General features: G+C 72.2%; 21 protein-coding genes. 9 read left to right on the forward strand and 12 right to left on the reverse strand.

The window, feature by feature from the left end:
- Together OG780_RS10910 and OG780_RS10915 are read right to left on the reverse strand one after the other, a co-directional pair.
- Entirely contained in the window at positions 1-3,678 is a 3,678-nt protein-coding gene (locus tag OG780_RS10910; RefSeq protein ID WP_328458043.1) for a nitrate reductase subunit alpha, read from the reverse strand.
- Between the two features lie 135 nt (positions 3,679-3,813).
- The gene (locus OG780_RS10915; protein ID WP_328447069.1) at positions 3,814-4,992 is read right to left on the reverse strand and encodes a DUF6183 family protein; all 1,179 of its coding nucleotides are present in this window, start codon (positions 4,990-4,992) and stop codon (positions 3,814-3,816) included.
- Between the two features lie 63 nt (positions 4,993-5,055).
- Here OG780_RS10915 and OG780_RS10920 point away from each other — a divergent pair, with 63 nt between their 5' ends.
- On the forward strand, positions 5,056-5,202 hold the full coding sequence (locus tag OG780_RS10920) for a hypothetical protein (RefSeq protein WP_328447071.1): 147 nt from the start codon (positions 5,056-5,058) through the stop codon (positions 5,200-5,202).
- 52 nt (positions 5,203-5,254) lie between these two features.
- On the opposite strand, the gene OG780_RS10925 is transcribed toward OG780_RS10920, so the two are convergent.
- Positions 5,255-5,680, reverse strand: coding sequence for a DUF6299 family protein (locus OG780_RS10925; RefSeq protein WP_328447073.1), 426 nt, complete (start codon positions 5,678-5,680; stop codon positions 5,255-5,257).
- 252 nt (positions 5,681-5,932) lie between these two features.
- On the opposite strand from OG780_RS10925, the gene OG780_RS10930 reads away from it, so the two are divergent.
- Entirely contained in the window at positions 5,933-6,127 is a 195-nt protein-coding gene (locus OG780_RS10930; protein WP_328447075.1) for a DUF5999 family protein, read from the forward strand.
- A gap of 33 nt (positions 6,128-6,160) precedes the next feature.
- Here the strand turns inward: OG780_RS10930 and OG780_RS10935 are convergent, their stop codons facing one another.
- The gene (locus OG780_RS10935) at positions 6,161-6,559 is read right to left on the reverse strand and encodes a RidA family protein (protein ID WP_326784999.1); all 399 of its coding nucleotides are present in this window, start codon (positions 6,557-6,559) and stop codon (positions 6,161-6,163) included.
- Positions 6,556-7,701 (reverse strand): acyl-CoA dehydrogenase family protein, encoded by a 1,146-nt coding sequence (locus OG780_RS10940; RefSeq protein ID WP_328447079.1) that lies wholly within the window; start codon positions 7,699-7,701, stop codon positions 6,556-6,558. The genes OG780_RS10935 and OG780_RS10940 overlap by 4 nt, the downstream gene beginning before the upstream one ends.
- A 139-nt stretch (positions 7,702-7,840) precedes the next feature.
- Here OG780_RS10940 and OG780_RS10945 point away from each other — a divergent pair, with 139 nt between their 5' ends.
- Together OG780_RS10945 and OG780_RS10950 are read left to right on the forward strand one after the other, a co-directional pair.
- Entirely contained in the window at positions 7,841-9,607 is a 1,767-nt protein-coding gene (locus OG780_RS10945) for an AMP-binding protein (protein ID WP_328447081.1), read from the forward strand.
- 15 nt (positions 9,608-9,622) lie between these two features.
- The gene (locus OG780_RS10950; protein WP_328447083.1) at positions 9,623-10,477 is read left to right on the forward strand and encodes a PaaX family transcriptional regulator; all 855 of its coding nucleotides are present in this window, start codon (positions 9,623-9,625) and stop codon (positions 10,475-10,477) included.
- Here OG780_RS10950 and OG780_RS10955 read toward each other — a convergent pair.
- Positions 10,461-12,749: a bifunctional salicylyl-CoA 5-hydroxylase/oxidoreductase gene (locus OG780_RS10955; RefSeq protein ID WP_328447085.1), complete on the reverse strand. Its 2,289-nt coding sequence runs from the start codon at positions 12,747-12,749 to the stop codon at positions 10,461-10,463. The genes OG780_RS10950 and OG780_RS10955 overlap by 17 nt on opposite strands.
- 7 nt (positions 12,750-12,756) lie before the next feature.
- On the reverse strand, positions 12,757-13,584 hold the full coding sequence (locus tag OG780_RS10960) for an enoyl-CoA hydratase family protein (protein ID WP_328447088.1): 828 nt from the start codon (positions 13,582-13,584) through the stop codon (positions 12,757-12,759).
- 419 nt (positions 13,585-14,003) lie between these two features.
- Between OG780_RS10960 and OG780_RS10965 the strand changes: the two genes are divergently transcribed.
- Positions 14,004-14,444 carry an ATP-binding protein gene (locus OG780_RS10965; protein WP_326785005.1) on the forward strand — a complete coding sequence of 147 codons (441 nt, stop codon included), beginning with the start codon at positions 14,004-14,006 and terminating at the stop codon, positions 14,442-14,444.
- 118 nt (positions 14,445-14,562) lie between these two features.
- On the opposite strand, the gene argF is transcribed toward OG780_RS10965, so the two are convergent.
- The gene (gene argF, locus OG780_RS10970) at positions 14,563-15,570 is read right to left on the reverse strand and encodes an ornithine carbamoyltransferase (protein ID WP_328447090.1); all 1,008 of its coding nucleotides are present in this window, start codon (positions 15,568-15,570) and stop codon (positions 14,563-14,565) included.
- Between the two features lie 132 nt (positions 15,571-15,702).
- Entirely contained in the window at positions 15,703-16,926 is a 1,224-nt protein-coding gene (locus tag OG780_RS10975) for an arginine deiminase (RefSeq protein WP_328447092.1), read from the reverse strand.
- A 164-nt stretch (positions 16,927-17,090) separates the two neighbouring features.
- On the opposite strand from OG780_RS10975, the gene OG780_RS10980 reads away from it, so the two are divergent.
- A complete protein-coding gene (locus OG780_RS10980) occupies positions 17,091-18,170 on the forward strand; it encodes an SPFH domain-containing protein (protein WP_328447094.1) in 1,080 nt (359 codons plus the stop codon).
- On the forward strand, positions 18,167-19,060 hold the full coding sequence (locus OG780_RS10985; RefSeq protein ID WP_328447096.1) for a hypothetical protein: 894 nt from the start codon (positions 18,167-18,169) through the stop codon (positions 19,058-19,060). Before OG780_RS10980 ends, OG780_RS10985 begins: the two co-directional genes overlap by 4 nt.
- 456 nt (positions 19,061-19,516) lie before the next feature.
- Here the strand turns inward: OG780_RS10985 and OG780_RS10990 are convergent, their stop codons facing one another.
- The 3 genes from OG780_RS10990 to OG780_RS11000 form a co-directional block, all read right to left on the reverse strand.
- Entirely contained in the window at positions 19,517-22,060 is a 2,544-nt protein-coding gene (locus tag OG780_RS10990) for a polynucleotide kinase-phosphatase (protein WP_328447098.1), read from the reverse strand.
- Positions 22,057-23,532 carry a 3' terminal RNA ribose 2'-O-methyltransferase Hen1 gene (locus tag OG780_RS10995; protein WP_328447100.1) on the reverse strand — a complete coding sequence of 492 codons (1,476 nt, stop codon included), beginning with the start codon at positions 23,530-23,532 and terminating at the stop codon, positions 22,057-22,059. The genes OG780_RS10990 and OG780_RS10995 overlap by 4 nt, the downstream gene beginning before the upstream one ends.
- Positions 23,533-23,811: 279 nt before the next feature.
- Positions 23,812-24,435, reverse strand: a complete 624-nt coding sequence (locus tag OG780_RS11000; protein ID WP_328447102.1) for a TetR/AcrR family transcriptional regulator — start codon at positions 24,433-24,435, stop codon at positions 23,812-23,814.
- A gap of 173 nt (positions 24,436-24,608) precedes the next feature.
- Here OG780_RS11000 and OG780_RS11005 point away from each other — a divergent pair, with 173 nt between their 5' ends.
- Positions 24,609-25,325 (forward strand): SDR family oxidoreductase, encoded by a 717-nt coding sequence (locus OG780_RS11005; RefSeq protein WP_328447104.1) that lies wholly within the window; start codon positions 24,609-24,611, stop codon positions 25,323-25,325.
- Positions 25,326-25,455: 130 nt separating this feature from the next.
- Complete coding sequence (locus OG780_RS11010) at positions 25,456-26,379, forward strand: LLM class F420-dependent oxidoreductase (protein ID WP_328447106.1); 924 nt, start codon at positions 25,456-25,458, stop codon at positions 26,377-26,379.
- Positions 26,380-26,391 lie beyond the last annotated feature (12 nt).

The following is a 26,391-nucleotide window of genomic DNA, read 5'->3' on the forward strand; positions in this document are numbered from 1 at the left end:
TCAGTACTCCACGGGTTCGGTGCGGCGCCGGATGACCGTGATCTCGTCGCGCTGGTTGCCCGTCGGTCCCAGGTAGTTGAACGCCCAGCTCAACTGGGCGTATCCGCCGATGAGATGGGTCGGTTTGAGCAACAGCCGGGTGAGGGAGTTGTGGGTCCCGCCGCGCTTGCCCGTCGTCTGTGTCCTGGGGGTGGCGATGACGCGGTCCTGCGCGTGGTGCATGTACACCGTCCCCCGCGGCATGCGGTGGCTGACGACCGCGCGGGCCGCGACGACGCCGTTGCGGTTGACCGCCTCGATCCAGTCGTTGTCGCGTACGCCGATGGTCTCGGCGTCCTGCGGGGACATCCAGATGTTCTGGCCGCCGCGGGAGAGCGACAGCATCAGCAGGTTGTCCTGGTACTCGGAGTGGATGGACCACTTGCTGTGCGGGGTGAGGTACCGGACGGTCACCTCCGCCTGGCCGTCGTCGCCGGTGGCGATCCGGTCTCCGAAGAGCCGCCGCATGTCCAGCGGCGGCCGGTAGACGGGCAGCGCCTCGCCGAGTTCGTGGATCCAGTCGTGGTCGAGGAAGAAGTGCTGGCGTCCGGTGAGGGTGTGCCACGGCTTGGCGTGCTCGGTGTTGAGGGTGAAGGCGGTGTAGCGGCGCCCGCCCGCCTCGCTGCCCGACCACTCCGGGGAGGTGATGACCGGCACGGGTGCCGCCTGGGTGTCGGCGTAGGTGATGCGCTTGCCCTCGTGCTCGGCGGCGAGGTGGGCCATCGGTTGTCCGGTGCGGCGCTCCAGGGTGTGGAAGCCCTGGGTGGCGAGGTGACCGTTGGTGGTGCCGGACAGGGCGAGGATCGTGTTCGCCGCCTTGACGGCGGTGTCGAGAAGCGGCCGTCCCACCGCCGGCCCGGACATACGGATGCCGTGCCGGTCGGCGAGCAGCCGCACCTCCTCGGCCACGTCGAAGGTGATGCCCTTCACGGGCAGGCCGAGCTTCTCCGCCAGGGGGCCGAGAGTGGCCATCTTCTCGCCGATGGCGCCGTAGTCCCGCTCCACGACGGTCAGTTGGGGCATGGTCCTCCCCGGTACGGGCTCGCACTCTCCGCGGCGCCAGTCCAGCGCGACGCCCCCGGGCTGTGCGGTCTCGCCCGGGGTGTCGTGCTGGAGGGCGGTGGCGACGAGGTCGCGGCGCACGCCGAGGTGTCCCGCCGCCATCGCGGAGAAGGACTGGGCGAGGGCGTGGAAGGCGGCGAAGTCGGTACGGGCCTGCCACGGCGGGTCGACGGCCGGGGTGAAGGAGTGCACGTAGGGGTGCATGTCCGTGCTGGACAGGTCGTGCTTCTCGTACCAGGTGGCGGCCGGCAGGACGATGTCCGACATGAGGGTGGAGGACGTCATGCGGAAGTCCAGCGACAGCAGCAGGTCGAGCTTTCCCTCGGGTGCCTTCTCGTGCCAGCGCACATCGCGCGGACGTTCCTCGGGGGCGGCCTCCTGGGCGCCGAGCGAGGAGGTGGTGCCGAGCAGGTGCTTCTGGAAGTACTCGGCGCCCTTCGCCGACGAGCCCAGCAGGTTGGCTCGCCAGAGTGTGACGATCCGCGGCCAGTTGGCGGGGGCGTCGGGGTCCTCTCCGGCGAACCCCAGCCTCCCTTCACGGAGTTGTCTCACCGCGTACACGGCCGGGTCCTCGTCGCCCGCCTCGTCGCACAGGTCGAGCGGGTTGCGGTCGAACGTGGGGTAGGAGGGCATCCACCCCGAACGGGTCGCCTGGGCCAGGCAGTCGGCGGCCGTCATCCCGGCGAAGGCCCCGCTGCCGAGCGGGGAGGCGAGGGTGTCGGCGCGGTAGTGGTCGTAGCGCCACTGATCGGTGTTGAGGAACCAGTAAGCGGTGCCGATCGCCTGCCGCGGCGGACGCGACCAGTCGGACGCGGCGGCGAGGGTGGCCCAGCCGGTCGCCGGGCGGCACTTCTCCTGGCCGACGTAGTGCGCCCAGCCGCCGCCGTTGCGTCCCTGGCAGCCGGTGAGCTGGAGCAGGGCGAGGAAGGCCCGGTAGATCGTCTCGGAGTGGAACCAGTGGTTCGTGCCGGCGCCCATGAGGATCATGCAGCGGCCCCGGGACCGCTCGGCGGTGTCCGCGAACTCCCGTGCGGTACGGACGACCGCCGCGGCCGGGACGGAGGTGTGGACCTCCTGCCAGGCGGGGGTGCCGGGGACGGAGGCGTCGTCGTAGCCCCCCGGCCAGGTGCCGGGCAGTCCGGCGCGGCCGACACCGTACTGGGCGAGCAGCAGATCGTAGACGGTCGTCACCAGGTGGCCGCCGACGGCCACGGCGGGGACGCCGCCGGCGCGGACCGCCCCGCTGCCCTGGCCGTGCGGCCCGCCGTCGGTGTCGAAACGGGGCAGCAGCACCTCGGTCGGGACGGCTCCGTCCCTCCCGTACAGGGAGAGCCGGGGTTCGAGGTCGCCCAGCTCCAGATTCCACCGGCCCTGGCCGGACTCGGTCCAGCGGAAGCCCAGCGACCCGCCGGGAACCTCCGGCCGGCCGGTCCTGTCGTCGAGGACGACGGTTTTCCAGTCCGCGCCCTCCGCGCTGTCCCCGAGGTCGGAGGCGCGCAGGAACTTGTCCGGGACGTGCCGGCCGTCGCGCTCCCGCAGGGTGACGAGGAACGGCAGGTCGGTGAACCGCCGGACGTAGTCCGTGAAGAACGGCACCTGCCGGTCGACGAAGAACTCCTTGAGCACGACGTGCCCCATCGCGAGGGCGAGCGCTCCGTCGGTTCCGGGGTGGGGGTGCAGCCACTCGTCGGCGAACTTCGTGTTGTCGGCGTAGTCCGGGGAGACGACGACGACCTTCTGCCCGCGGTAGCGCGCCTCGGCCATCCAGTGCGCGTCCGGGGTACGGGTCACCGGAACGTTGGTGCCCCACATCATCAGATACGCCGCGTCCCACCAGTCCCCCGACTCGGGGACGTCCGTCTGGTCCCCGAAGACCTGCGGGGAGGCGACCGGCAGATCGGCGTACCAGTCGTAGAACGACAGCATGGGAGCGCCGATGAGCGAGTGGAACCGGGCCCCGGCGGCGTGCGAGACCATGGACATCGCGGGGATCGGCGAGAAGCCGGCGATGCGGTCGGGGCCGTACGCCTTGATGGTGTGGACGTGCGCGGCGGCGGCCATCTCCACGGCCTCGTCCCAGCTCGCCCGCACCAGACCGCCCTTGCCGCGGGCCCGCTGGTAGCGCCCGCGCCGCTCGGGATCGGCCTGGATGTCGGCCCACGCGGTGACCGGGTCCCCGGTGCGCGCCTTCGCCTCCCGGTACATCTCCAGGAGCACGCCGCGGACGTACGGGTAGCGCACCCGTGTCGGCGAGTACGTGTACCAGGAGAACGCCGCCCCGCGCGGACAGCCCCGCGGCTCGTACTCCGGGCGGTCCGGGCCGACGCTCGGGTAGTCCGTCTCCTGGGTCTCCCAGGTGATGATGCCGTCCTTGACGTACACCTTCCACCGGCAGGAACCGGTGCAGTTGACCCCGTGGGTGGAACGCACGACCTTGTCGTGACTCCACCGGTCCCGGTAGAAGACGTCCCCGCTCCGGCCGCCCTCCTTGGAGAGGGTGCGCAGATCGGCGGAGGTCTCACCCCGCCGGAAGAACCGCCCCGTACGCAGCAGCAGGTCACTGGCCCCGCCGTCCATCCCTCCAGCGCCTCGGCCCTTCGTCGCGGGCACGGATGCTCCTCTCGGTCGGCTTCACCTCAGGGCACCACCGATGGACGGGGGGACGCATGTGTGGGGGCCCGAAAGGGTGAGGGACGGGGGCCGGCCCGTCCGCTAGCCGTCGGTGTCGGTGTCCGTCGCGGCCAGCACCGTCACCCGTGTACGGGTGGGATCCAGTACCGCGAAAGCCTCGTCCGCCGTGTCGTGGTGGAACCAGTCCGTGAACGCCATGAAGCGCAGCCAACGGTGGTCGAGGGCTTGCCCCACCGCTTCCGGGAACGGAACGTCGGCGGGCAGACCCAGCAGCGCGTACAGACTTTTCCAGGCGTACAGGCGGGCGTACGCGCCGCCTTGCGGCCTGCCGTTCACCCCACCGTCGTACGCCGCCGCGAACAGTGTGTCGAGCACATCGTCGGGCGTCGTCCGGCAGGCCACGGCTCCGCCCCGGTGCGCGCCCTCGCCCACCATGCAGTCCAGCGGCAGTTCCTTGACGAAGGAGATGTTGAAGTCGTCCGGGTCCAGCGGGCGCGGCAGCGTGAAGAAGCGCACCTCCGGTTCACGGGCCCATCCGCCGGCGGTGAACGGCTCCGCTGCGGCCCGCGCACGCGTGCCGTCGGGTGTCTGCCCGGCCGTGTGTCCCGCCGCCGCACCGCCGTCGGTCGGGGAAATCTCCGGGAATCGCGACCGGAGCTGGTCAGGGGTCTTGACGGAGCCGAGGCCCCGGACGCGGACGGTGAAACGGTGTTCGACGTCGAGCCGCGTCCTGGGCAGCACGGCCAGCGGGTGCCCCAGCTCTTGCAGTCGCTCCGCGTACGCGTCGAGGGCGGGCCGGCCGCGTCCGGCGCCGATCAGGGCCAGCTCCCCGAGGAGGCAGGCGCGCACGTCCGCCGAAGGATCCTCGGCGTCGTCCGGCAGCTCCTCTAACAGGGGTGCCAGGTCGCGCAGTTGCTGGGCCTTGGCCAGCTTCGCGGCCACCGATCGCCGTAGCCGGTCTCCTTCCCGCCGGCCCACGGGGGCGGTCGGCAGCAGCCGGCCCACCAGGTCCACGGCGAACCTCGCGCAGTCCCGGGACCGCGTCTCGGCGAGAACGTCGGCGACGCGTCCGATGGTCCGCACGGCCGCGGCGGATGCCGCGGAGCCGTCATCGGACGCCTCACGGCACAGCCGCTCCGCCGCCTCGTACAGCTCCTCGGGGCGCGCCCCGGCCCGAAGCTTGAGCTCTGCCGTGCCGGACAGGTCCCCGAGGGGGCGACGGGAAGCGTCGTCACCGGGCGTTGCCTGGTTGTCGTTCACGCCCGAAGCCTATGAGCGGGCACCAAGCAACTTTGCCGAGGCGTACGTGCGTTGAGTGAGGCCGTGCGACGGGGGACGAACGTGGGACACCGGCCGACGGATCGGCGCGTTCTGGATCTGGAGAAGGATCCGACGCCCGGGGATCCGGACCGGGTGCGGCACCTGGCGAAGATCCGCGACGGCAACATCCACACGGCCTATCCCGTGTGAGCCGCCGAGGGGCCGCCGGTTCGCACGGTCGGCGGCCCCTCCTCGCGCCCGTTCAGCCCTGCGCGACGGTGATGTCCTGCTTCCGGGTGGCGTGGATCGTGGGCAGGGGGAGGCCGGTGGCGCTGATGTCGAACACCGTGGCCTCGACGCGCGCCGGTCCCGGTACGAGGATTTCGGGCGCTCTCTTCTCCGAGTTGCTCCAGCGGTGCTCCGCGCCGTCGCAGACCGCCGAGGAGCCGCCGATGGGGCGGCTGACCAAGGGATCGCCCTGGGACACCGTGGAGGACACGAACACGGGCCCGGCGGCGCCCGTGCAGCGGTAGCTGCCGGAGACGGTGATGGTGCCGTCGGCCGCGACCGTGCCGGTCGGGTCGACGGTCACCTCGTCGGAGGGGGCGGACCGGGCGACGGCGGACGGGGCGAGAAGCAGGAGCAGCGCGGCACCGGCGGCCGCGCCGACGGCCTGGCGGAACAACATGGGATACCTCCGGGAGCAGGGACCTGGACAGGGCGCTCAACAGGTACCGGTCCGAGGCGCCGAGGGCGGTGATCATCACCCCTTTGGTGGCGAGTTGGCACCGTCCGTCCTGGGGACGTCCGAGAGTTGTCCTCGTGTTGTCACGCTTCTCGTCCGGGTGTTCCGATCGGTTCGCCGCGCGCGCATGGTCTGTACATGCGAGGGCGACGACAGCGCCGCCGACACTCTTCGCATCCCACGTGGAGGTGCACCATGTGCTCACACCGGTCTTCGTGCCCGTCCGCGGACGCCGCCGCCCCGCACATCGTCTCCGCCCATCCCGAGCAGGGCTGGAACCTGCTGTGCAACGGCGCGATCGTCTTCGACGACAGCGGCGAACTGCTCCCCGACGGCAGCGTGATCGCTCCGCACCGGGTGTTCGCCGGCCGGCTGGCCGTCGCGGCCTGATCCCCGCTCGCCGCCTCGCCTCGCCTCGCGGTCCTACGCCAGTACGGCGAACCCGTCGAGTTCGACCAGCGCCTGTTCGTCCCACAGGCGCACCGCGCCGACGACGGCCATCGCGGGGTAGTCGCGGCCCGCCAACCGGCGCCAGACACGGCCCAGTTCGGCAGCGTGGGCACGGTAGTCGGCTACGTCCGTCGCGTAGACCGTGACCCGGGCGAGGTCCGCGGGAGCGCCGCCCGCCGCGCGCAGCGCGGTCAGCAGATTGGCCAGCGCCCTCTCGAACTGCTGGGGCAGGGTCTCCCCCACCACCTTTCCGTCCACGTCCAGCGCGGTCTGTCCGGCCAGGAAGACGACCCGGGAGCCGGTGGCGACCACGGCGTGGGAGAACCCGGCCGCCGGGGAGAGCTCGGGCGGATTCACGCGCTCGGCGGTCACCTGGACATCCTTCCGTCGGCACGCTCGGCCGTTCGGTACAACTCCTTGGCGATGATGGCCCGTTGGACCTCGCTGGCGCCCTCGTAGATGCGCGGCGCGCGCACCTCGCGGTAGAGGTGTTCGAGGAGATGCCCTCGGCGCAGGGCGCGGGCGCCGTGCAGCTGGACGGCCGCGTCGACGACGTACTGGGCCGTCTCCGTCGCGAGCAGTTTCGCCATCGCCGCCCGCCGGGGTACGTCCGTGGACCCCTCGTCGTACGCCGCCGCGGCCGCGTACACCATCAGGCGGGCGGCCTCGGTGCGCAGCGCCATCTCGGCGACCTGGTGGGCCACGGTCTGGAGGTCCTTCAGCGGGCCGCCGAACGCCTCGCGCCGCGCCGTGTGCGCGAGGGCCGCGGCCAGCGCGGCCTGCGCCATGCCGACGGCGAAGGCGCCCACGCTCGGCCGGAAGAGGTTGAGGGTGTTCATGGCGACCCGGAACCCGTGGCCGGGTTCGCCGAGGACGTCGTCGGCCGTGACGGGCACGGCGTCGAAGGCGAGGGCGCCGATGGGGTGCGGGGAGAGCATGTCGAGCGGGGTGCCGGTGAGGCCGGGGCGGTCGGCGGGGACGAGGAAGGCGGTGACACCGCGGGCTCCGGCGTCGGGCGTGGTCCGCGCGAAGACGGTGTAGAGGTCGGCCTCGGGGGCGTTGGAGATCCAGCACTTCTCGCCGATGAGCCGCCAGCCGCCCGTGCCGTCCGCGTCCGCCCGGAGTGCCAGCGCGGCCGCGTCCGAACCCGCGCCGGGCTCGCTCAGGGCGAAGGCCGCCACGGCGGAGCCGTCAGTGACCCGGGGCAGCCAGTGCGCGCGCTGGGCCGCGGTGCCGTACGCGTGGACGGGATGGGCGCCGAGCCCCTGGAGGGCCAGTGCCGTCTCGGCCTCGGTGCAGACCTGGGCCAGGGACTCGCGCATGAGGCAGAGGTCGAGGGCGCCGGAGGTGAACAGGCGGGAGAGCAGGCCGAGCCGGCCCAGTTCGGCGACGAGCGGCCGGTTGACGTGGCCCGGTTCACCCTTGTCGGCCAGGGGGCGCAGTTGCTCCGCGGCCAGCGCGCGCAGCTCTGCACACCAGGCGGTCTGCCCCGGATCGAGCGAGAATGCGGTCATTGCCCGTCCCCTCTCCCCATCGGACGCCACCCACGTTATCGCGAACCGTTGACTGTCGTCACCAACACGATACGCTCCTTGTGCGAGCCCACCACGACGCCCACCGAGGCAGCCCGTCAAGGCAAGGGGGCGAGACGCCATGGACCTTGTGGATCCCCTGGATCCCGCAGACACTCCGGGGCCGGCACGTTCGGCCCACGTCGACACCTTCGCGCGCGACCACCTCCCGCCCCCCGGCCAGTGGCCCGAACTCCGCTTCGACCTGCCCGAGCTGCGCTACCCCGACCGGCTCAACTGCGCCGTCGAGCTCCTCGCGGACACCGGCCCCGAACGCCCGGTGTTCCGTACGCCGTCCGGCGCGCCCTGGACCTACGGACAGCTCCGCGCCCGGGTCGACCGGATCGCCCATGTGCTGACCGGCGAGCTGGGTGTCGTTCCGGGCAACCGGGTGCTGCTGCGCGGTCCGACCACACCGTGGCTGGCGGCGTGCTGGCTGGCGGTGCTGAAGGCGGGCGCGGTCGCCGTCACGGTGCTCGCTCAGCAGCGGCCGCACGAACTGGGCACGATGTGCTCGATCGCCCGGGTGACCCACGCCCTGTGCGACGTCCGCTCGGTCGACGACCTGGTCAAGGCGGAGGTTCCCGGACTGCGGGTCACCACGTACGGCGGTGACGCGCCCGGCGATCTGCTGCTGCGGATCACCGGCGCCCCTGGCGAGCCCTTCGCCGCGGTGGACACGGCCGCCGACGACGTGGCACTGATCGCGTTCACCTCGGGCACCACCGGCCGGCCCAAGGGCTGTATGCACTTCCACCGTGATGTGCTGGCGATCGCGGACACGTTCGCGAAGCATGTGCTGCGGCCGCGCGAGGACGATGTCTTCGCGGGCAGTCCTCCCCTGGGTTTCACGTTCGGGCTCGGCGGTCTCGTGGTCTTCCCGCTGCGCGCCGGCGCCTGCTCCCTGCTGCTCGAACAGGCGGGCCCCCGACAGCTGTTGCCCGCGATCGCCGAGCACCGGGTCTCCGTGCTGTTCACCGCGCCGACCGCCTACCGGGCGATGCTGGCGGAACTGGCGGAACCGGCGGAGGCGGACGGGCACGACATCGGGTCGCTGCGGCGCTGTGTGTCCGCCGGCGAGAACCTTCCCGCCGCGACCTGGCGGGACTGGCAGGAGCGCACCGGACTCGGCATCATCAACGGCATCGGCGCCACCGAGCTGCTGCACATCTTCATCTCCGCCGCCGACGGCGACATCCGCCCCGGCACGACGGGCGTACCCGTGCCGGGCTGGCACGCGCGCGTGGTCGACGCCGACGGGACGCCCGTGCCGGACGGCGAGCCCGGACTGCTCGCCGTACGCGGCCCGGTCGGTTGCCGGTATCTGGCCGACCCCCGGCAGCGGGAGTACGTACGCGGCGGCTGGAACATCACCGGTGACACCTACGTGCGCGACCCCGACGGCTACTTCCGCTATGTGGCCCGCGCCGACGACATGATCATCTCGGCGGGGTACAACATCGCGGGCCCCGAGGTCGAGGACACGCTGCTGCGGCACCCGGACGTCCTGGAGACGGCCGTCGTCGGGCAGTCCGACGAGGCGCGCGGGCAGATCGTGGTGGCCTACGCCGTGCTCAAGGAGGGCGCCCGCCGGGACGCCGAAACGCTGCGCACCTTCCTCAAGTCCGAGCTGGCTCCGTACAAATGCCCGCGCGAGATCATCTTCCTGGACGCCCTGCCACGGACCGCCACGGGCAAGCTCCAGCGGTTCAGGCTGCGGGAGGAAGGCCGTTCCGACGGCGCTACCGGCATCCCTCCGGGCTCCGTGCCCGGGGAGCCGGCCTCCGCTGCCGGGGCGTCGGCCTCCGCTGCCGGGGACGACTTGTCCGCGGACGGCGATCCCAAGTGATCTTCGCGCACTAGAGTGATCAACGTGTCAGAGCACCACGCCCCCCGGTCCCTCATCGTCACTTTCTACGGCGCCTACGGCCGTTTCACGCCCGGCCCGGTGCCGGTGGCCGAGTTGATCCGGCTCCTCGCCGCGGTCGGCGTGGACGCGCCCTCGGTGCGCTCGTCGGTGTCCCGGCTCAAGCGCCGCGGGCTGCTGGAGCCGGCGCGCACCGCGGCGGGCGCGGCCGGGTACGCGTTGTCGCCGGACGCACGACAGTTGCTCGACGACGGTGACCGCAGGGTGTACGCGACGACACCTCCCGAGGACGGCGGCTGGGTGCTCGCCGTGTTCTCCGTGCCCGAGTCGGAGCGGCAGAAACGGCACGTCCTGCGCTCGCGGCTGGCCGGTCTCGGCTTCGGCACGGCCGCCCCCGGTGTGTGGATCGCCCCGGCGCGGCTGTACGAGGAGACCCGGCACACCCTGGAACGGCTGCGGCTCGACGGGTACGTGGAGCTGTTCCGGGGCGAGCATCTGGGGTTCGCCGCGACGGCCGACGCGGTGGCGCGCTGGTGGGACCTGACCGCGATCGCCAAGGAGCACGAGGCGTTCCTCGGCCGGCACGCGCGGGTGCTGCACACCTGGGAGGAGCGGACGGACACCCCGCCCGAGGAGGCGTACCGCGACTACCTGCTCGCCCTCGACTCCTGGCGTCATCTCCCCTACACCGACCCGGGGTTGCCCGCGGCCCTGCTCCCCGAGGGCTGGCCCGGGGCCCGCTCGGCCACCGTCTTCCGGGCACTCCACGAGCGACTGCGGGACGCGGGCGCGGAGTTCGCCGGGGTGCCTCCGTGGCCGGGGCACCCCGACACGCTCACGTACCCAGGGTGAGCCGGGGTTTGGGGGCGTCGGTGCGGCCGGTCTGGGGGCGGCGGCTGCCCGCGCGGTAGGGCATCGGCCAGTCGGCGCCCGGCCCTTCGTAGCCTTGCTCGGCCGCCGCGTGCAGCGTCCAGTTCGGGTCGTACAGGTGCGGCCTGGCGAGCGCGCACAGGTCGGTACGCCCGGCCAGGATCAGGGAGTTGACGTCGTCCCAGGACGAGATCGCGCCGACGGCGACGACCGGGATCCCCGTCTCGTGACGGATCCGGTCCGCGTACGGCGTCTGGTAGGAGCGGCCGTACTCGGGGCGCTCGTCCGCCACCACCTGGCCGGTCGACACGTCCACCGCGTCGGCGCCGTGCGCGGCGAAGGCCCGTGCGATCGCCACCGCGTCGTCCCCGGTGGTGCCGCCCTCGGCCCAGTCCGTGGCGGAGATGCGTACGGTCATCGGCCGTTCCGCGGGCCACACCGCCCGCACCGCGTCGAACACTTCGAGCGGGAAGCGCAGCCGCTTCTCCAGCGATCCGCCGTACGCGTCGGTCCGCAGGTTGGTCAGCGGGGAGAGGAAGCCGGAGAGCAGGTAGCCGTGGGCGCAGTGCAGTTCGAGGAGGTCGAAACCGCAGCGGGCCGCGCGGCAGGCGGCCGCGGTGAACTGCTCGCGCAGATCGGTGAGCTGGGCGCGCGACAGCTGGCGCGGGGTCTGGCTGTCCGGCTTGTACGGGAGCGGGGAGGCGGCCACGAGCGGCCAGTTGCCGTCCGGCAGGGGTTCGTCGATGCCCTCCCACATCAGCCGCGTGGAGCCCTTGCGGCCCGCGTGGCCGAGCTGGAGGCCGATCGCCGTGCCCGGTGCCTGACGGTGCGTGAAATCCACGATCCGCCGCCACGAGTCGGCCTGCCGGGCGGTGTAGATGCCTGCGCAGCCGGGCGTGATGCGGCCCTCCGCGCTGACGCACACCATCTCCGTCATGACCAGTCCCGCGCCGCCCAGGGCCCGCGCGCCGAGGTGGACGAGATGGAAGTCGCCCGGGACGCCGTCCACGGCCGAGTACATGTCCATCGGCGAGACGACGACCCGGTTGCGCAGGGTCAGGCCGCGCAGCCGGAACGGGGTGAACATCGGCGGGGTGCCGGGCGGACAGCGGAACTCACGCTCGACCGCGGCCACGAAGCGCGGATCGCGCAGCCGCAGGTTGTCGTGCGTGACGCGGCGGCTGCGGGTGAGGAGGTTGAACGCGAACTGCCGGGTGGGCTGGCCGAGATAGCGGCCGAGGTTCTCGAACCAGTCGAGGCTGGCGCGGGCGGCCCGCTGGGTGGAGGCGACGACCGGGCGCCGCTCCTCCTCGTAGGCCGCCAACGCCTCTTCCAGTGAGGGCTGTTCCTCCAGACAGGCGGTCAGCGCGAGCGCGTCCTCGACGGCGAGCTTCGTACCGGAGCCGATGGAGAAGTGCGCGGTGTGCGCCGCGTCGCCGAGCAGGACCAGATTGCCGTGCGACCAGCGGTCGTTGACGATCGTGCGGAAGGTCGTCCACGTCGACTTGTTGGCGCGCAGCGGGCGTCCGCCGAGCGCGTCCGCGAAGATCTTGCCGCACCGCTCGATGGACTCCTGCTCGTCGAGGTCCGCGAACCCCGAGGCGCGCCACACCTCTTCGCGCATCTCGACGATGACGGTGGAGGCGCCGGCCGAGTACGGGTAGCCGTGGAGCTGCATCACGCCGTGTTCGGTCTCGGCGATCTCGAAGCGGAAGGCGTCGAAGGCGAAGTCGGCGGCGAGCCAGACGTAGCGGCAGCGGTGCTCCTCGACGGACGGGCGGAACCACTCCGCGTGGGCCGCGCGCGTGAGGCTGTGCACACCGTCGGCGGCGACGACGAGGTCGTAGGCCGCCATGAGTTCGTCCACGGGCGGGGCTTCGGCCGAGAAGCGCAGGTCGACGCCGAGCGAGCGGCAGCGTTCGTGCAGGATCTCCAGGAGCCGGCGCCGTCCGAGCGCCGCGAAGCCGTGGCCGCCGGAGGTGTGCCGCACTCCGCGGTGCACGATGTCGATGTCGTCCCAGCGGACGAACTCGGCCTGGAGCGCCGCGTACACGACCGGGTCGGCGTGCTCGATGCCGCCGAGGGTCTCGTCGGACAGGACGACGCCGAAGCCGAAGGTGTCGTCGGGCGCGTTGCGTTCCCAGACGGTGATCTCGCGGTCCGGGTCCAGGCGTTTGAGGAGGGCCGCGGCGTAGAGTCCGCCGGGGCCACCGCCGATCACCGCGACCCGCCTCGCACCGGCCTTCACGCGCATCCCGGACTCACCTCCCCTGCCACTTCGGGGCCCGCTTCTCGGTGAAGGCGGCGTGGAACTCGGTGTAGTCCTCGCCGTTCATCAGCAGGGCCTGGGTCGCGGCGTCCAGTTCGACGGCGGCCGCGAGCGGCATGTCCAGCTCGGCGGTGAGCAGCGCCTTCGTCTGGGCGTACGCCAGGGCCGGGCCGTCGGCGAGACGGCGGGCCAGCGCCTGGGCGCCCTCGTCGGCGTACCCCTCGTCGGTGAGTTCGCTGATCAGCCCGATGCGTTCGGCCTCGGGCGCCCGCACCGGTTCGCCCAGCATCAGCAGCCGGGTCGCGTGTCCGAGCCCGACCACACGGGGCAGCAGATAGGCCGCGCCCATGTCGCCGCCGGACAGCCCGACCCGGGTGAAGAGGAAGGCGAAGCGGGCGCTCGGGTCGGCCACCCGGAAGTCCGCGGCCAGCGCCAGCACGGCTCCGGCGCCCGCCGCCACCCCGTGCACCGCGGCGATCACCGGGAACGGGCATTCCCGTACGGCCCTGACGACCTGCCCGGTCATCCGGTTGAAGTCGAGGAGCTGGGCGGTGTCCATGGAGAGGGTCGCGCCGATGATCTCGTCGACGTCGCCGCCGGAACAGAATCCGCGGCCCTCGCCCGCGAGCACCAGGGCGCGCACGGACCGCTCGCGGGACAGCTCGGCGAGCAGGTCGCGCAGGTCGGCGTAGGCACCGAAGGTGAGCGCGTTGAGTTTCTCGGGGCGGGCCAGGGTGACCGTGGCGACGCCGTCGGTGAGCTCGTACCTCAGATGCTGCCAGTCGGCGGTGCGGCCGGCGGAGCCGGTGAAGGGACTCATGGCGGGCGGCCTCCTAGGGCGGGGGCGACGCGATACGGCTGTCCCACCAAGTTATCACTCATTCGTGACTGTCGTCATGAGCACGCGATAAAGCAGGTTGGCTACGAGTCGCGAAGGGCAGGCCGCGTACCGCGACGAAGCGGCCACAGGTAGTGAACGGGGAGCCGCGAGGGGACCGTGGTCCGTCACCGCGTCACGGATTGTCGATAGCCGTGTAACAGCGGGGCCGGAGACGGGAGGGGGACCGTTTGTCCGGGTACACAGTCCGTATCGGACCGAACGTCCCGAAAAAAGGCCTTGTCCTCTCCGGAACGCATCGGCCGATGCCCCTGGACAGTCCGCCGAGCGCGTTCACCCGATGGCGCCGTACCATTCCTTAGGTTGTAAGCAGGACAGCCTGCTCCACGAACGGACCCGCCTTGCACGACACCCCAGCACCCGCCTCCTGGCGCATCGCGCTGCCGCACACCGTCGCGGCCGTGCCGGTAGCCCGCGCCCTGGTCCGCACGGCACTCGCGGAACGGGAGCACGCGGCCGACAGTGACACCGCCGAGCTGCTCACCGCGGAGCTGGTCGCCAACGCGGTCGAGCACACCGCGGGCGACGGACCGATAGAGCTGGTCGTGGAACTGATGCCGACCGGCTGCCGGGTCGAGGTGCACGACCCGGACCCGGAGCCGCCCCTCGATCTGACGCTGCCGCACCCGCCCGGCGAGCCGGACCCCTGGCAGGAGCACGGGCGCGGTCTGCTGCTGCTCCGCGCCCTCAGCTCGGCCTGCGGGCACCGCCCCACCGACTCGGGCAAGGCGGTCTGGTTCAGGCTGCCCGTGATTCCCGCCCAGCGGCAGCCGGCGCTGTAGCGGCCCGCACGGGACACGCGCGTCACCCGCAGAGACGTACGGACATACGGGCCTGCCGACTACAGGCCCAGGGGTCTACGGGCCTACGGGCCCACGGGCCTACGGGCCCACGGGGAGATCAGGCCAGGGTGGCGACCATGATCGCCTTGATGGTGTGCAGCCGGTTCTCGGCCTGGTCGAAGACGACGGAATGCGCCGACTCGAAGACCTCGTCGGTGACCTCCAGCGAGTCGAGTCCGTACACCTCGTACAGCTCGCGGCCGACCCGGGTGCCGAGGTCGTGGAAGGCCGGCAGGCAGTGCAGGAACCTGACGTCCGGGTTCCCGGTGGCGCGCAGTACGTCCATGGTCACGGCGTACGGGGCCAGGGCGCCGATGCGCTCGGCCCACACCTCCTTGGGCTCCCCCATGGAGACCCAGACGTCGGTGGCCACGAAGTCGGCGCCCCGCACGCCCTCGCCCACCCGTTCGGTGAGGGTGACGCTGCCGCCGCTCTTCGCGGCGAGTTCGCGGGCCTTCGCGACGATCTCGTCGTCCGGCCAGTAGGCCCGGGGGGCCACTATCCGCACATCCATGCCGAGCAGCGCGCCGGTGATCACATACGAGTTGCCCATGTTGAAACGGGCGTCACCCATGTAGGCGAAGACGATCTCATCGACCGACTTGGCGCAGTGCTCGGTCATGGTGAGGACGTCGGCCAGCATCTGGGTGGGGTGCCATGCGTCGGTGAGACCGTTGTAGACCGGCACTCCGGCGTGGGCGGCCAGTTCCTCCACCGCGGACTGACTGTCGCCGCGGTACTCGATCGCGTCGAACATGCGGCCGAGCACACGGGCGGTGTCCCTCACGGACTCCTTGTGACCGATCTGCGAGCCGGTCGGGTCCAGATACGTCGTCGAGGCACCCTGGTCCGCGGCCGCGACCTCGAAGGCGCAGCGGGTACGCGTCGAGGTCTTCTCGAAGATCAGCGCGATGTTCCTGCCCTGGAGATACCGGGTCTCCGCCCCGGCCCTCTTGGCCGCCTTGAGCCCGGCGGCCAGCTCGACCAGGCCGAGGAACTCCTTCTCCGTGAAGTCCAGCTCCTTGAGGAAGTGGCGGCCGGCGAGGGCGGTCGGGACTGTCGCCATGGGGGCGCTCCAGGGATGACGGGGACGGGGACGGGACCGGACGCCTGAAATTCTATACGACCCTCAGCATTTATATGCGGCCTGCCGTTCGACTCCGTGCGACGACCCCGTCCACCGGCCCCGCGCGGGCCCCTACACGGGGTCCCGTACGACGGGGCAGCTCATGCAGCGGGGGCCGCCCCTCCCCCTGCCCAGCTCGCTGCCCGGGATCTCGATCACCTCGATGCCCTGCTTGCGCAGATGGGTGTTGGTGGTGGAGTTGCGCTCGTAGGCGATCACGACGCCCGGCTCGACGGCGAGGACGTTGCAGCCGTCGTCCCACTGCTCCCGCTCGGCCGCGTGCACGTCCTGCGTGGCGGTCAGGACCCGGATCTCGTTGAGGCCGAGCGCCGCCGCGATGGCGCGGTGCATGTGCTCCGGGGGGTGGTCGGTGACCTTCAGCTCCTTGTCCCCCACGCCCGGCTCGATGGTGTACGAGCGGAGCATGCCGAGCCCTGCGTACTGCGTGAAGATGTCGCCGTCGACCATCGTCATCACCGTGTCGAGGTGCATGAGCGCACGCCGCTTGGGCATGTCGAGCGCCACGATGGTGCGGGCCGAGCCGGCCGCGAACAGCTTGTGGGCGAGCATCTCGACGGCCTGGGGCGTCGTCCGCTCGCTCATGCCGATGAGCACCGCGCCGCTGCCGATGACGAGGACGTCACCGCCCTCGATGGTGGACGGATAGTCCGCCTGCCCCTCCGACCAGAGGTGGAAGTCCTCGCCGCGGAACAGCGGGTGATGCCGGTAGATCGCCTCGAAGTGCACGGTCTCGCGCTGCCGGGCCGGCCAGCGCATGGCGTTGATGGAGACCCCGTCGTAGATCCAGGCGGAGGTGTCACGGGTGAAGAGGTGGTTGGGCAGCGGCCGCAGGAGGAAGTCGTCCAGGTCCATGACGTGGAAGCGCACCGAGGTGGGCTCCGCGTGCGCGTCCAGGAACTCGCGCTTGGTCATGCCGCCGACGAGCACGGACGCCAGTTCCGGGGCGGGCATGGCCTCGAAGGCGGCCCGGAGATGGTCGGTGGCGAGCGGACCGTACTCCTTCTCGTCGAAGACCCGGTCCAGGACGAGCGACCTGGCCTCCCCGATGGCCACGGTCTCGGTGAGCAGGTCGCCGAAGAGGTGGACGGCGACCCCACGGTCGCGCAGCACGTCGGCGAACCCGTCGTGTTCCGCGCGCGCCCGGCGCACCCACAGCACGTCGTCGAAGAGGAGCGCGTCCTTGTTGCTGGGGGTGAGCCTTTTGAGCTCGAGATCGGGCCGGTGCAGGATGACGCGGCGCAGCCGCCCGGCCTCGGAGTCGACATGGAATCCCATGCCTCCATCCTGACCATCCGGACGCGTGTTCACCCGTGGATCGCCCGAGCCGCACCGCATTCATTTCGTCCCCTTGACGATAAGCCCGCCCGTTCGTTATCGTCCCAGTGACGACAATGAACGACGTGGAGCCGCCGGGACAACCCGGCGTCGAGGGGGTACACATGGCCGACATCACGCGACGCCTCGGCTGGCGCCATCTGCGCGGGGCACCCACCGCCCACGTCCGGCACCACCGGTCGGGACAGCTGGTCCACGACGGCCCCGGACTCAGCTTCTGGTACCGCTCGCTGACCGCTGCGCTCTCCGAAGTCCCCGTCGACGACCGCGAGCTGGCGATGACCTTCCATGCCCGTACGTCCGACTTCCAGGATGTCGCGGTGCAGGCGACGGTCACCTACCGGATCAGCGACCCCGCGGTCGCCGCCTCTCGTATCGACTTCTCCATAGACCCCGACTCCGGCGCCTGGCGCGGCACCCCGCTGGAGCAGCTGGGCTCGCTGCTGACCGAGACGGCCCAGCAGCACGCGCTCGACGTGCTCGCCCGTACGTCGCTGGCGTCCGCCCTGGTCGACGGCGTCGCGGCGGTGCGGGAGCGGGTCGCGGACGGCCTCGCCGCCGAGCCCCGGCTGCCCGCCACCGGCATCGAGGTGGTCGCGGTGCGGGTCGTCGCGCTGCGCCCGGAGCCCGAGGTGGAACGGGCGCTGCGCACCCCCGCCCGCGAACAGATCCAACAGGACGCGGACAAGGCCACGTACGAGCGCCGGGCCGTCGCGGTCGAGCGGGAGCGGGCCATCGCCGAGAACGAACTCGCCAGCCGGATCGAACTCGCCCGACGCGAGGAGCAGTTGGTCGACCAGCAGGGCACGAACGCCCGCCGTGAGGCAGAGGAACACGCGGCGGCGGACGCGGTGCGCGCCGGGGCGGAGGCGGCCCGCACGGTCCGGCTGGCCGAGGCGGAGGCCACCCGGTCGCTGCGGCTCGCCGAGGCGGAGGCCACGCGCAAGGTGCGGCTCGCGGGGGCCGAGGCACAGGCGGCGCGCGAGGTCGGCGCGGCGCGGGCCGAGGCTCAGGCGGCCTGGCTGCGGGTCCACGGCGACGTCGATGTCGCCACGCTGCACGCCCTGACCGGGACCCGGCTCGCGGAGAACCTGCCGCGGATCGAGAACCTCACCGTCTCGCCCGACGTCCTGACCGGGCTGCTCGCCAAGCTGGGCAACGGGGCCGCCGGGGACCGGGCGTGAGTCTCGCGCCCCGGGTCGTCCTCGTCCACCGGACCACCGAGTACGAGGAGTTGACGGCCCGTCATGGCACGCACGGGCAGGCGGCGTTCTTCCTGTCCTCGCGCGGCCGGGACATCACGGAGGTCGTCGAGCGGCACCGGCGGACACGTGAGGCGCTGTCCGCGGTCGTGGCGGCCGTTCCGCTGACCTGGCGTCAGGCACGCGTGGAGCGTTCCGACCTGGACCGGTTCCTGTTCGCGCCGGAGGACGTGGTGGTCGTGGTCGGCCAGGACGGGCTGGTCGCGAACGTCGCCAAGTACCTGGAGGGTCAGCCGGTGGTGGGCATCGACGCCGACCCCGGGCGCAATCCGGGCGTGCTGGTGCGGCACCGGCCGGGGGACGCGGGCGCGCTGCTCGCCTCGGCACAGGGGGGCAACGCCGACGAGCTGACCATGGTCGAGGCGGTCGCGGACGACACGCAGCGGCTGGTCGCGCTCAACGAGATCTATCTGGGAGCCGCGGGCCATCAGACGGCCCGCTATCGGCTGGGGCTCGACGAGTACGGGGGTGCCGTCGAGCCCCAGGCGTCCTCCGGGGTGCTGGTGGGAACCGGGACCGGGGCCACCGGCTGGCTCCGCTCGGTGTGGCAGGAGCGGGGCGAGCGGCTTCCTCTGCCGGGACCGACGGACGAGCGCCTGCTCTGGTTCGTCCGCGAGGCCTGGCCGTCGCCGGCCACGGGCACCTCGCTCGTGGGCGGCGAGCTCACCGGGTCCGGGCGGCTGTCCCTCACGGTGGAGTCGGACCGGCTCATCGTGTTCGGGGACGGGATGGAGGGGGATGCGGTGGAACTGGTCTGGGGGCAGACCGTGCAGGTGGGGGTGGCCGGGGTTCGGCTCCGCCTGGTCGGTTGAGGGTCGCTTCGCTCCCTCGCCGCCCGGCTGCGCCGAGCCCCGCCGGGCCCCTGGGCCCTGACCGGAGTCCCCCGGCCGGGGTCGGTCGTGTGCCCCGGTGGGGCGGTTCGGCCGCCGGCCCAGTGGGGGCCGAGCGAGCCCCTTACGGCACACCCGCCCGAGAACGCGGCGCCCCGCCCCCTCGGGCGCGGGGTTCGGCTACCGGCCCGGTGGGGGCTTGTCGCGCAGTTCCCCACGCCCCTCAAGGGGCTCCCACCGGGGCCGGCGACTACCCGGCCCGGTGGGTACACCGTTCGGCCACCGGCCCGGTGGGGGCTGAGTGCGCCGTTCCCCGCGCCCCTGGCAGGGCTCCCCCCACCCGGTGGGTGCGGGGTTCCGCCGCCGACCGGTGCGGGCCGGGCGCGCCGTTCCTCGCGCCCCTGACCGGGCCCGGCCCGGGGCAAGAGAGTGGCCCCGCTACAGGCGGGGGTCCACCGGTTCGGATTCCAGGGACAGGACTCCGAAGACCGCCTCGTGGACGCGCCACAGGGGCTCGCCCTCGGCCAGGCGGTCCAGCGCTTCGAGGCCGAGCGCGTACTCGCGGACGGCCAGGGACCGCTTGTGGTTGAGGAAGCGGCCGCGCAGCCGGGCCAGGTTCTCCGGACGGGTGTACTCCGGACCGTAGATGATCCGCAGGTACTCGCGCCCCCGGCACTTGATGCCGGGCTGCACCAGTCGCCCGTGCCCGCCGCGCACCACCGCTCCGACCGGCTTCACGACCATGCCCTCGCCGCCGCGGCCGGTCATCTCCAGCCACCAGTCGACACCGGCCCGCACCGACTCCGGGTCACCGGTGTCGACGAAGAGCCGCCGCGTGGTGTGCAGCAGCCCGCTCCCGTCGTTCTCCACGAGCCCGTCGATCAGGGCGAGTTGCTCGTCGTGCGGCAGCCCGGCGAGACTCCGGCCCTGGACGGCCAGGATCTGGAACGGTGCGAGGCGGACGCCTTCGAGGCCGTCCGTGGTCCAGCAGTAGCGGCGGTACGCGTCCGTGAACGCCTGTGCGTCCGCGGCCCGTCCGCGCTGGCGCGCCAGCAGGTCCGTGACGTCGACGCCCCGCGCCGCCGCCCCTTCGAGCGCGGTCAGCACTCCCGGGAACACCGCCCCGGACGCGGCGCCGACAGCGGCGTACTGACTGCGCAGCAGCCCGGACGCCTTCAGCGACCACGGCATCAACTCGGCGTCCAGCAGCACCCAGTCGGTGCCCAGCTCCTCCCACAGCCCGGCCTCGGTCGCGGCCGCGCGCACCCGGCCGAGGATCTCCTCGGTGACGGAGGCGTCGTCGAAGAAGGGTCGTCCGGTACGGGTGTACAGCGACCCGGTGGGGCCGTCGACGCCGAACCTCTCGCGGGCCGCGTCCGCGTCCCGGCAGACCAGGGCCACCGCCCGCGACCCCATGTGCTTCTCCTCGCACACGACCCGCTCGACCCCGTCCTCCCGGTACTGGGCGAAGGCCTCGGCGGGGTGCTCCAGATAGCCGTCGAGGTGCGAGGTCGCGGTCGGCGCCATGGTCGGCGGGAGGTACGGGAGCAGCCGGGGGTCCACCGCGAAACGGCTCATGACCTCCAGTGCGGCCGCCGCGTTCTCCTCCCGGACGGCCACCCGTCCGGCGTGCCGGGTCTCGACGGCCCTGCGGCCGTGCACGTCCGCGAGGTCCAGCGGACGGCCCTCGTGACCGCCCGGCGCCTCGGTGGCCAGCGGCTTGGCCGGCTCGTACCAGACCCGCTCGGCGGGTACGTCGACGAGCTCGCGCTCCGGCCAGCGCAGGGCGCTGAGCTTGCCGCCGAACACGGCGCCGGTGTCCAGGCAGATGGTGTTGTTGAGCCAGGTGGCGTTGGGGACCGGGGTGTGTCCGTAGACCACCGCCGCGCGGCCCCGGTAGTCCTCCGCCCACGGATAGCGCACGGGCAGCCCGAACTCGTCGGTCTCCCCGGTCGTGTCGCCGTACAGCGCGTGCGAGCGCACCCGGCCCGAGGTGCGGCCGTGGTACTTCTCCGGCAGGCCGGCGTGGCAGACGACGAGGCGTCCGCCGTCGAGGACGTAGTGACTGACCAGTCCGTCGACGAACTCCCGTACCGAGGCGCGGAATTCCTCGCTCTCCGCGTCCATCTGCTCGATGGTCTCGGCGAGTCCGTGCGTGTGCTGGACCTGGCGGCCCTTGAGATAGCGGCCGAGCTTGTTCTCGTGGTTGCCGGGCACGCACAGGGCGTTGCCGGAACCGACCATGGACATCACGCGGCGCAGCACGCCGGGCGAGTCCGGACCGCGGTCGACGAGGTCGCCCACGAACACGGCCGTACGGCCCTCGGGGTGCACGCCGTCGACGTAGCCGAGCTTGCCGAGCAGGGTCTCCAGCTCCGAGGCGCAGCCGTGGATGTCGCCGACGATGTCGAACGGGCCGGTGAGGTGGGTCAGGTCGTTGAACCGCTTCTCGGTCACCACCGACGCGTTCTCGATGTCCGTCACCCCGCGCAGGACGTGCACCTTGCGGAAGCCCTCTCGCTCCAAGGAGCGCAGCGAGCGCCGCAGTTCGCGGATGTGGCGCTGGATCACGCGGCGTGGCATCTCGGCGCGGTCGGTGCGCGCCGCGTTGCGCTCGGCGCAGACCTCCTCGGGCACGTCGAGCACGATGGCGATGGGCAGCACGTCGTATTTCTTGGCCAGCTCGATCAGCTGGCGGCGGCTGTCCTGCTGGACGCTGGTGGCGTCGACGACGGTCCGGCGGCCGGCCGCGAGCCGCTTGCCGGCGATGTAGTGCAGGACGTCGAAGGCGTCGCCGCTGGCGCTCTGGTCGTTCTCGTCGTCGGCGACCAGACCCCGGCAGAAGTCACTGGAGATGACCTCCGTCGGCTTGAAGTGCCGCCGGGCGAACGTGGACTTGCCGGAACCCGAGGCGCCGATCAGCACCACGAGGGAGAGGTCGGTGACGGGCAGCACGCGCCCCTGTTCGGTGTGCTCGCTCATGCGGCCTTCTCCTCCTTCGCGTTCGGGGTGCCGGTGGCCAGGGTGAAGACGGCCATCTGGGTGGGCGGGCCGACCTCGGGGTCGTCGAGGCCGACAGGGGTGAACTCCACCTCGTAGCCGTGTCGTTCGGCCACAGCGCGAGCCCAGGAGCGGAACTCCTCGCGGGTCCACTCGAATCGGTGGTCGCCGTGCCGGGAGTGGCCGGCGGGCAGGGTCTCCCAGCGGACGTTGTACTCGACGTTCGGGGTCGTCACGAGGACGGTCCGCGGGCGGGCGGAGCCGAACACCGCGTATTCCAGGGCGGGCAGCCGGGGCAGGTCGAGGTGCTCGATCACCTCGCTGAGCACAGCGGCGTCGTAACCCTTGAGGCGGCGGTCGGTGTAGGCGAGCGAGCCCTGGAGGAGCTGGACGCGCGCGGCCTGGCGCTCGCCCATGCGGTCAAGCTTGAGGCGGCGCGAGGCGATGGTGAGCGCGCGTATGGACACGTCGACCCCGACGATCTCGGTGAACCGGATGTCCTTGAGCAGGGCGTGCACCAACTGGCCCTGGCCGCAGCCGAGATCGAGGACGCGGCTCGCGCCGGACGCGTGCAGCGCGGCGAGGATCGCGTCCCGGCGCTGCACGGCGAGGGGTACCGGCTTCTCCTCGGTGTCGGTCTCCTCGTCGACGGCGTTGTCGATCTCCTCGACCGCGATGTCGTCGGTCTCGGCGAGCCGGGCGAGTTCGAGCCGCTCCATGGCCTCCCGGGTCAGCGACCAGCGCCGGGAGAGATAGCGGCTGGTGATCAGCTTCTGCTCCGGGTGGTCCGGCAGCCAGCCCTCGCCGGCCCGCAGCAGCTTGTCGACCTCGTCGGACGACACCCAGTAGTGCTTGGCGTCGTCGAGGACCGGGAGCAGCACGTACAGGTGGCGCAGGGCCTCGGCGAGCGTCAGCTCCTCCGCCGCCAGTTCCAGGCGTACGTAGCGGGAGTCGCCCCACTCCGGGAAGCGCTCGTCGAGCGGCACCGGCTCGGCCGTCACCGTCCAGCCCAGCGGCTCGAAGAGCCCTCGGACGAGGCCGGCACCACCGCGTGCGGGCAGCGCGGGCACCTCGACGCGCAGTGGCCTCGGCTCGGCGGGCAGCTCGGGCCGGGCGTTGCACTGGCCCTTCATCGCGCTGGAGAACACGGCGCTGAGCGCCACGGCGAGCAGCGAGGACGCGGCGTACGGGCGGTCGTTGACATACTGCGCGAGTGCGGCGTCGGGGGCGCCGCCGCGCCCCTTCCCCTTGCCCCGCCTGACCAGCGCCACCGGGTCGACCTCCAGGAGCAGGGCGGCCGTGCACCGCTCGGCGGTCGCCTCGGGGTACAGCACATGCGCCGTTCCGTACGAGGTCGAGAACTTCTGCGCGTTGTCCGGATGCTTGTGCAGCAGAAAGCCGAGGTCGGTCGCGGGCCGCTCTGGGGTACCGGTGGTACTGATCGTCAGGAACACGGTGTGTCTGCCTCGAAGTGTCTTCTGAGCCGTGGATCCTGTGGGCCGCCCGGCCGGTGCGCGGTGCGCACGTGCCGGACGCCGAGGAACCACGGCGTGGGCGAGCACGCCTCGGCCGTCGCTCCTCCCGGCTCCGCCGCGGCCCCCGTGGCCCGTGGCCACGCCGCGCCGCGGCCGACCGCAGGGGCGACGCCTGCCCTCGGCGCGCCCCCACAACGTACAGCGGACACCCCAGGTGGACCCGGGGTTTTTCGCCGCGCGCGGACGGCTCGGCCGGGATCAGCCGGAGGTTTCCGGCCCGCGGCGCTCGGCATCGTCCCCGCCGTTCACGCCCGCGGCGGCGAGCAGGGCGGCGGCGGTCGCGAGGGCGAGGCCGCCGAGGCCCTGGCCCTGCATGACGGCCCGGACGCCCGATCCGTCGAAGGCGACGGTCAGTTGGCGCGCGAGGAGCTCGGGGTCCCCGGCTCCGGCGCGCTCCGCCTCCTGCCGGAAGAACGCGGTCAGCGCGTCCTTGCTGCGGCGGGCCACCAGGCTCGCGGGGTGATCCGGCGCCTTCAGCTCGGCGGTCACGGCCACGAAGGGGCAGCCGCGGTAGTCCGGGCGCGCGGCCATCTCCTCCAGGCGTTCGAAGACGTGCAGGACGCGATCACGCGGCGGCCGGTCGTCGTCGGGGGGCAGCAGGAACGCCAGGTACGCGGGCGCGCTGCGCTCCAGGCTCGCCGCCAGCACGCCGTCCTTGCTGTCGAAGAGCTGGTACATCGAGCGCTTGGACACCCCGGCCACCCGGCACAGCGCCTCGACACCGACGCCGACGCCCTCGCTGTAGAAGAGCTCGGCCGCGGCGTCGAGCAGTCGGTCGCGGGTCGGTGAACCGGCGGTCGCGGTCGAGGTCGCCTGTGTCATGAGCCCAGCTTACGTTCTCCGCTTGCTTCGCGGAAACCGATCGGTTTACAGTGCGGAGAACGAGGAAAACCGATCGGTTTACGATAGACGCGGCGCGGTGGACGAAACTGTCGCCACCCTTCGGCCGCTCCGTTTCCCCCGCTTACGGAAGCGGCCCTCCAGAGGAGAAGCTCATGACCAGCATCGACGGCTCCGTGGCACTCGTGACGGGCGGCAGCCGCGGCATAGGCAAGGCCTTCGTGGACGCTCTCTACGAGCGCGGCGCCAGGAAGGTCTACGCGACGGCCCGCGACCCGCGGACCGTCACGCACCCCGACGCGGTGCCGCTCGCCCTGGAGGTCACCGACCCCGCGTCGGTCGCGGCCGCCGCCGCGCGGGCCCAGGACGTCACCCTCCTGATCAACAACGCGGGCTCGACGGCCCCCACGTCCTTCCTGAACTCCCCCGTCGAGGACATACGGCGCGAGTTCGACATCAACTTCTTCGGGCCGCTCCTCACCACCCGGGCCTTCGTTCCGGTCCTGGAGCGCAACGGCGACGGGCACATCCTCACCGTCCACTCGGTGCTGTCGTGGGTCACGGTGCCCGGCGCCGACGGCTACAGCGCCGCCAAGGCCGCCCTGTGGTCCCAGAGCAACGCCCTGCGGCTGGAGCTCCAGCCGCGCGGCATCAAGGTCACCGGGCTGCACGTCGGCTACGTCGACACGGATCTCACCGCGAGCCTCGACGTACCCAAGGTCACCGCGCACAGTGTCGCCGGGCAGGCGCTCGACGGGATCGAGTCGGACGCCCACGAGGTCCTCGCGGACGCGCTCACCCGCCAGGTCAAGGCCGGCCTCTCCGGCGAGCTGAGCGCCCTGTACCCCCAGCTCTCCGGGGAGCGGCGGTAGCCCGGCGCGGACTTCGCCTCCGGGCCGCCCCGCCCCCGGCGGACCCGGCGGGCGAGGACGCCCGGCGACAGGGAAGATGCGCCAGCGGTTCGGCACGGGACGCCAGTTGCGACCGGTGCATGATGAATGCATGGATCTTCGAGTCTTCACAGAACCGCAGCAAGGCGCGACCTACGAGACGCTGCTTCGCGTCGCCAAGGCCGCCGAAGACCTTCATTACGGAGCCTTCTTCCGCTCTGATCACTATGTGCACATGGGATCCGCCGACGGGCTCCCCGGCCCTACCGACGCGTGGATCACCCTGGCCGGCATCGCCCGCGAGACGAGCCGCATCCGCCTGGGTACGTTGATGACTGCCGGAACCTTTCGCCTCCCCGGAGTCCTCGCCATCCAGGTCGCCCAGGTCGACCAGATGTCGGGCGGCCGTGTCGAACTCGGCCTGGGGGCCGGCTGGTACGAGGCCGAGCACACGGCGTACGGCATTCCGTTCCCGAAGGAGAAGTTCGGCCGGCTGGAGGAGCAACTGGCCGTCGTCACCGGGCTGTGGGGCACGCCGGTCGGTGAGCGGTTCACCTTCGACGGAACGTATTACCAGCTCAAGGACTCGCCCGCGCTCCCCAAGCCCGCGCAGTCGAAGGTGCCCGTCCTGATCGGCGGCCACGGCGCCAGACGGACCCCCGCGCTCGCGGCGCGCTTCGCCGACGAGTTCAACATCCCCTTCGCGTCGGTAGCCGACTCGGAGGCGCAGTTCGGGCGGGTGCGCGCGGCGCTGCGGCAGGCCGGGCGCAAGACCGACGAACTCGTCTACTCCAACGCCCTGGTGGTGTGTGTCGGCCGCACCGACAGCGAGGTGAGACGACGGGCGGACGCCATCGGCCGCGATGTCGACGAGCTGAAGGCCAACGGCCTCGCGGGCTCCCCGGCGGAGGTCGTCGAGCGGATCGCCCAGTACCAGGCGGTCGGTTCGCAGCGGATGTACCTCCAGATGCTGGACCTCACCGACCTGGACCACCTGGACCTGATCGCCTCCGCGGTGGCACCGCAGCTCGGCTGACCGGCCGGGCAC

Source organism: Streptomyces sp. NBC_00386, from assembly GCF_036063235.1.
Classification (GTDB): domain Bacteria; phylum Actinomycetota; class Actinomycetes; order Streptomycetales; family Streptomycetaceae; genus Streptomyces.